This window comes from Comamonas sp., from assembly GCF_036666375.1.
Taxonomy (GTDB): domain Bacteria; phylum Pseudomonadota; class Gammaproteobacteria; order Burkholderiales; family Burkholderiaceae_C; genus Comamonas.
The window spans coordinates 1-5,568 of the sequence record NZ_JAVWWA010000180.1; the positions used below are offsets into that span (position 1 = coordinate 1).

General features: G+C 65.3%; 2 protein-coding genes and 1 pseudogene. All 3 read right to left on the bottom strand.

Annotated elements, in window-relative coordinates:
- On the bottom strand, window positions 1–2,369 hold a 2,369-nt coding region (locus RR928_RS24020; protein WP_332684568.1), incomplete at its 3' end, for a two-partner secretion domain-containing protein.
- 377 nt (window positions 2,370–2,746) lie between these two features.
- Window positions 2,747–4,498, bottom strand: coding sequence for a M14 family metallopeptidase (locus tag RR928_RS24025; RefSeq protein ID WP_332549770.1), 1,752 nt, complete (start codon window positions 4,496–4,498; stop codon window positions 2,747–2,749).
- Window positions 4,499–4,752: 254 nt separating this feature from the next.
- Window positions 4,753–5,568, bottom strand: a pseudogene (locus tag RR928_RS24030) (DEAD/DEAH box helicase); the annotation flags it as partial.

Sequence of the window (5,568 nt, forward strand, 5' to 3'; positions counted from 1 at the left end):
GGCATTGCCGGCGCCAAGGTTTGAACGGGCGCGGCTGGCATGGCGTGCAGCTTGTCGGCACGGCCGCGCGTTGCGCCGGGGTCGTTTCCCACCAGCGCATGCAGGGAGACCGAAGTGCTGCCGATGGACATGTCGCTCACCGGGCCGGTTGCCGTGATGTTGTTTATCTTGCCTGCGCCTTTCAAGCCGATGGCGCCGCCTGCATAAGATAGCGCCGTGCCCTCGGTATAGGTGGGAGGCACGCTCGAATCGAAGATCGGTGCGCCGCGCGCATCGCGGCTGTACTGGATGCTCCGGGATATGGCGGATGCGGTCACCGGCCCCGCTGCGTGGGTGTCGGTGACGCTGCCGCGTTGCAGATGACCCACGGCGCCTCCGGCCCTGGCATAGGTCATGTTGCCCCGCGAGAACGTCTTGGCGCTGGTGGCGCCCAGCGCATGGGCATTGCTGAGATTTCCGCCGTCGATCCGGCCGATTACGTTGCCGGCAATGGCAATGGCCGTGTGGGTTTGATCGGAATGGGCCTGCACCGAGGCACTTGTGTGTACGTTCGCCACGCTGCCCTGCGCGAGCAGTGTGCCGACAATGCTGCCGGCCACGACTTTACTGTTATCCCCGCCTTTTACGCTACCCTTGTTCAGCGCCAGATTGCGCGTGCTGCCGGCGCTGAGGCCAAACAGTCCCGCATGCGTTTCTGAGCTGCGATCTATGCTCAGATTGGTAATCTGATGGCCCAGGCCGTCGAACTTGCCACTGAAAGGCTCTAATTCGTTGCCGATGGGCTTGAAGTTCTCCGCCGCCGCGGCATCAATGTCCGCAGCCAGCGCGTAGTGGCCGTCGAGCTTGCCATCTATGCCTTGGAGGTCCACGCCGGTACGGCTGCCGTTGGCACCGGTCTGTGTCAGCAGGGCATAGTTTTCCCCGTTGATGTACAGACGTCGGTTCTGAGGGTCACTCTGGTCGAGAACGTCCAAAAAATCCACGCGCCCGGTAAAGCCGCTTTCGGACAAGCCCATGTTCAATCCGCGGTCGGACGGACTCTGCTCATCGCCAGCAGCAGCTGCTCCGTGAACGATGTTAAGCATCGATGTGCCGCTGGCCGTCATGGTGGAATTGATATGGACACTTTGTGCGGCATCCAGCGTCAAATGGTTCTGTCCCCATGCCACGGGGGCATCCACCTGGATGTCGCCTTCATTGGCGTTCAAATAGACATGGTTTCGGCCCAGCGTCGCCGACAGGACGTCAGCGTCTATCCCCCCCTCTTTGCTGACCTGCAGGCGGGGCGCCGTAACCTGAAAGTGGCCGTGTTCCCCCGCATCCGCCTGCGCCGTAATCTGGGTCGTGGAAAAGAGCACCACCTGCTCGCCTCCAAGGGATATGACGCCGCCATTTCCTTGCGGTGCGCTGACGTCCAGCGTACCCCAGTTTCTGACGACGGCGCCAGGGCCGTCTGCGTACAGGTAGATCTTTCCATCGTGCTCGCCCACCGTCCGGGCTTGGATGACGCCGGTGTTTCCGATCACGGACTGAACCAGCTTGTCTGCGGATGTGGCGTTCAGCCACACGGTGCCGCCGTCGGCCTCGATATGGCCGCTGTTGTGGATTACGGCCTTTAACGCAGCACCGTCCACGGCCATCTGCAGACTCCCATCGTCGCCGAAGTCCAGCGTGACCCTGCCGTCCGAAGCCAGCGCGACCAAGCCGCGCTGGGCGCGGATCTGGCCTCCGTTGGCGACGTAGCCTCCAAGCAGTACCACGGCGCCGCCCTCGGCGACTGTGATCTGTCCTTGGTTGATGACGCTGGCGATCTTCTCCTGATTGGGCAGCGCGCTGAAATGGCAGCGTCCCGCAAGGAAATCCTCGTTGGCGACGTTCAGTGTGGAAGCCACCAGGCCGCCCACATCGACGCTTGCCCCTTTGCCAAAAAACACTCCATTGGGGTTGACCAGAAAGACTCGCCCATTGGATTGAATGCGGCCGTAAATGGCCGAGGAATACGGCCCGACCACGCGGTTGAGTACCGTCGAACTCGGGCTCGGCTGCTGAAACTTGACACGATTTGTCATGCCTACATTGAAGCTTTGCCAGTCGAGAATTGCCTTGGGCGTGGTTTGCGTGATGGTCATTCGTCCATTCGCCGTTTGTACCGTTGCCTGGCCGTGCACCAGTGCGTGGTCTTGAGGCAAAGTCGCCCAGCCTGGACCGGCCCAGGCCATGGCGAGCAGCGCTGCCAGCGCCGTGGGACGCCGTGGTTGAACGCCGGAGCGTTCTGCACGCTCTGTGGTGCTGCGCTTGCGGCCGAGTTCGCTGGCCACGCAAAAGCGTCCCAGCACCGCATTCCAGAGAACGGTATAGATATGGTTCATGATGATGTTGAAATGAATCTGATATTTCAATAGCTAATAGCTATTGAAAATGGCGCAACAGGTCCTGCCTTCATTGGCGTTGGGTCAACTGCAATGCTGAGAGGTTGCGCAGCGCCGCTCGATGCACGGGCATCGCAGCAGCGACATTGCTTCAAGTCGTCAGCGGCAAGCCCGAAAGAATATCTCAATGATAGTTTTTATACAAACAATTTTATTGCTCAATAGCTACTGACTAACAAATAGTGCGGTGTTCGACGCGCGGGCCGTGCCGGATACCGTAAGGTGCACGCAGCCCCGGGCTCCAATGAAAAACGGGCCTGCTCTGTAATGAGCAAGCCCGTTTTCCATTTATCGGCAGGCCCCAAAAGGGCCGCGCATCATTCTTCGAACACCAGCGCCGGTCTGACCATGACGCGTGCCACGTCGTCGAGATTGCCGATTGCGTGATGGGCAAAGAAACTGAACTCGGTGTCGGGTTCAAGAGCGGCCGCCGCGAGATCGGCCGCGGGCTGGTTCATCGGAACGTAAAAGCTGCCCGGCGCGGCATCGACCGCACCGCGCGTGGGTGTGACCTGGGCCAGGCGTACGCTACCGCCCGCAGGTGCCGGCGCGCTGCCGGGCGTTGGCGTGTAGGTGTCGGCGATCAGCGGTGCGCTTTCCGCCACGCGCATTACCTGCACACCGAGCAATTCCAGGCGGTCCACGGCCGCCGTGGCGCTCGCCGAAAGCCAGTAGCCACAAGGGCGCACGCGCGATTTAAGAGGGCGCAGCGTGAGCGACGAATTCCAGTCGACCTTGACCGTGAAATCGGCACCGGTCTCGGGCTGCAGCATGGTGACTTCGCGTTGTTCCGGCGTCTGCGCCGCCTGCACCAGCATCTGCTGGCGGCAGGCCTTGGCGGCGATGTCACGCCGCGCGAAAGACTGGACTTGAGCCAGCTCGGACGCGCGCTCGGCCGTGCTGCGCAGCGCGCTGCTGATCGCCACCACCTGGCTGTGCACGCGGCGTTGCAGGTGGGTGCGGCCTATGCCCACGCCGCGCGAGCGCACCATCAGGCCCAGCGAATTGCGCAGGGCGCTGGCGTTGCGCAGCGTATCGGGGGCAATCGAGCCCATCGACAGAGCCAGCGCCTGCGGATCGGCGGCGGTGCTTGCATACCAGTCGCTGGTCAGCTGCGCATCGGTGAGTGCTGCCGACATCGGCTCCTGCAGCCATTCGCGCGCGGCCTTGGTGATGAACTCGTGGGCGTTGGCCGTGCCCGCATACTGCAACTGCACGTCGGGGCGCTGCAGCGCCTGGTACTTCTGCAGATAAGGTCCGGCGGCGACGAATTCGCCGGCATCGAGCACCACGGTAGGGCGATAGTCGCGTACCAGCGAGGCCAGCGCCTGGGCTTCGGGGGTGCGCAGCAGCAGGTGGTCGTGGGTCATGTCCACGCCATTGGCCGTGGCGCGCAGGCCCGCCAGTGCGCCATCCGGGTTGGCGCGGGGCACGACGACGACATTGATGCGCGCGAGCAGTGGTTCCAGCAGGCCGCCGGGCGCGAGCTCGCGCGCGATGACCAGCATGGCTTCGGCGGCTGCAGGCTCGTCGCCGCGCTGTTGCGCCACCAGCATCACCGTGGGACGGTCGAGAGCATCGAGCGCGCGCGGCTCTATGCTGCGCGCGCGCGTCGCCACCAGCGCCTGTATCGGCAGGCCGCGCTGCGAGGTGCCAGCGGTCACCAGCCCCAGCAGCGCGCCGCTGCCCAGCGATTTGTTGGCGAGCTCGCGCAGCCACTGTTCGATTTCGCGCTGGGTGGTGTAAGTGGTGCGGCCCGTTTCGAGCCCAGGGGTCTCATAGCGCACCGTGGGTTCGGGAAAGCGTGCAGCGACTGCAGCGCTGTAGGGCAGCGATTCGGCGGGGGCCGCGATGGGCGCAGGGGCGGGCGTGGCCAGCGGTGCGGGCACCGCAGACACTACGGGGGCAGGACGCGAGGCCATGCCGGGCGCGGTGCCTGGCCATGGCGGCAAAGGAGTGCTGCTGCAGGCGGCAAGCAGTGCGGCCATGGCAATGGCCGAAAAGCGCACGGTCATGCCCAACTGCGGGACGCAGTTCAGCCGGGCAAAGAGGGCGGGGTGCGTTTGCATGGTGAGGGCCTTTGTATTTCGAAAGCCGGCCATTGGGCGCCGGCGTCGGATGTGCAAAGATGTTACCCGCTCAAACATGCCTGATTGTGTCAGCGCAAACCGTTTTCCATGGGGAATCGGCTTTGAGCGGATGGGTGCCGCCCAGCCCGCAGAGCTGGGGCGGTCTCGCAGGTGATCTGCATGGCTGGCGCAGGTTGCGCCAGCCAGGTTTGCGGGGCGGGCGCGTTGCGCGTCGCGCCCCGGGGTGCAGGGCTTTAGCGGCCGAAACCGCCGCGGCCACCGCCGCCGCCGCTGCGGCCGCCGCCGAAGCCACCACCGCCGCCACCGCTGCGGCCGCCACCGCCGCCGCCGCCGCCGAAGCCGCCACCACCGCCACCACCGCCGCTGCGGAAGCCGCCGCTGCGACGACCGGCCTGGGCCATGCTGTCGACGCTGGTGCGCATTGGATCGGGCTGGCCACCAGCCGCGCTGCCACGTGGCGTCACCGGGCGGCCCAGCTGGGTGCCCAGGTGCGCATTGGCGCGCGGGGGTTGGTCATCGAAGCGCGAATTGCCGCCTTCGCGCGGCGCGCGCGGTGCACGGTGCTCGTCATTGCGGGAATCGCTCTGACGGTCGCCGCCAAAGCCTTGTCCGCCTTGGCGCGGACCGGCACCGCGGGGACCGGCGCCACGCGCACCTGCGCCGCGCGGGCCATTGGGGTTGCTGCGGCCGCCGCCGCCATTGCCGGGACCACGGGCTTCGCCGTTGCCCTGGGCTGCGCCGCGACCACCGCCCGACTTGCCACCGCCATTGCCCTGGGGCTTGGCGCCGCGCTCGCCCGCTGCGGGCTTGTTGGCGCGGATGCGGTCCATCATTTCGGTGCGGGCGGCCTTGGCGGCGGCCTGCATCACGTCACGGCTTGGCGGCTTGCCCGCACCGCCCCAGATGGTCTGGCGACCCATGGCGATGGGCTCGGCCTTCTCGCCTTCTTCGGGGCCGAAGTCCTGCAGCAGCTGGACGGGAATCTCCTGCTTGGTGAAGCGCTCGATGTCCATCATGAAGCCTTCTTCGTCCATGCAGACCAGGCTCAC

Bases quoted from the DNA above. Each gene is read 5' to 3' on its own strand.
- RR928_RS24025 (WP_332549770.1), bottom strand. From the start codon at position 4,498: ATGCAAACGCACCCCGCCCTCTTTGCCCGGCTGAACTGCGTCCCGCAG.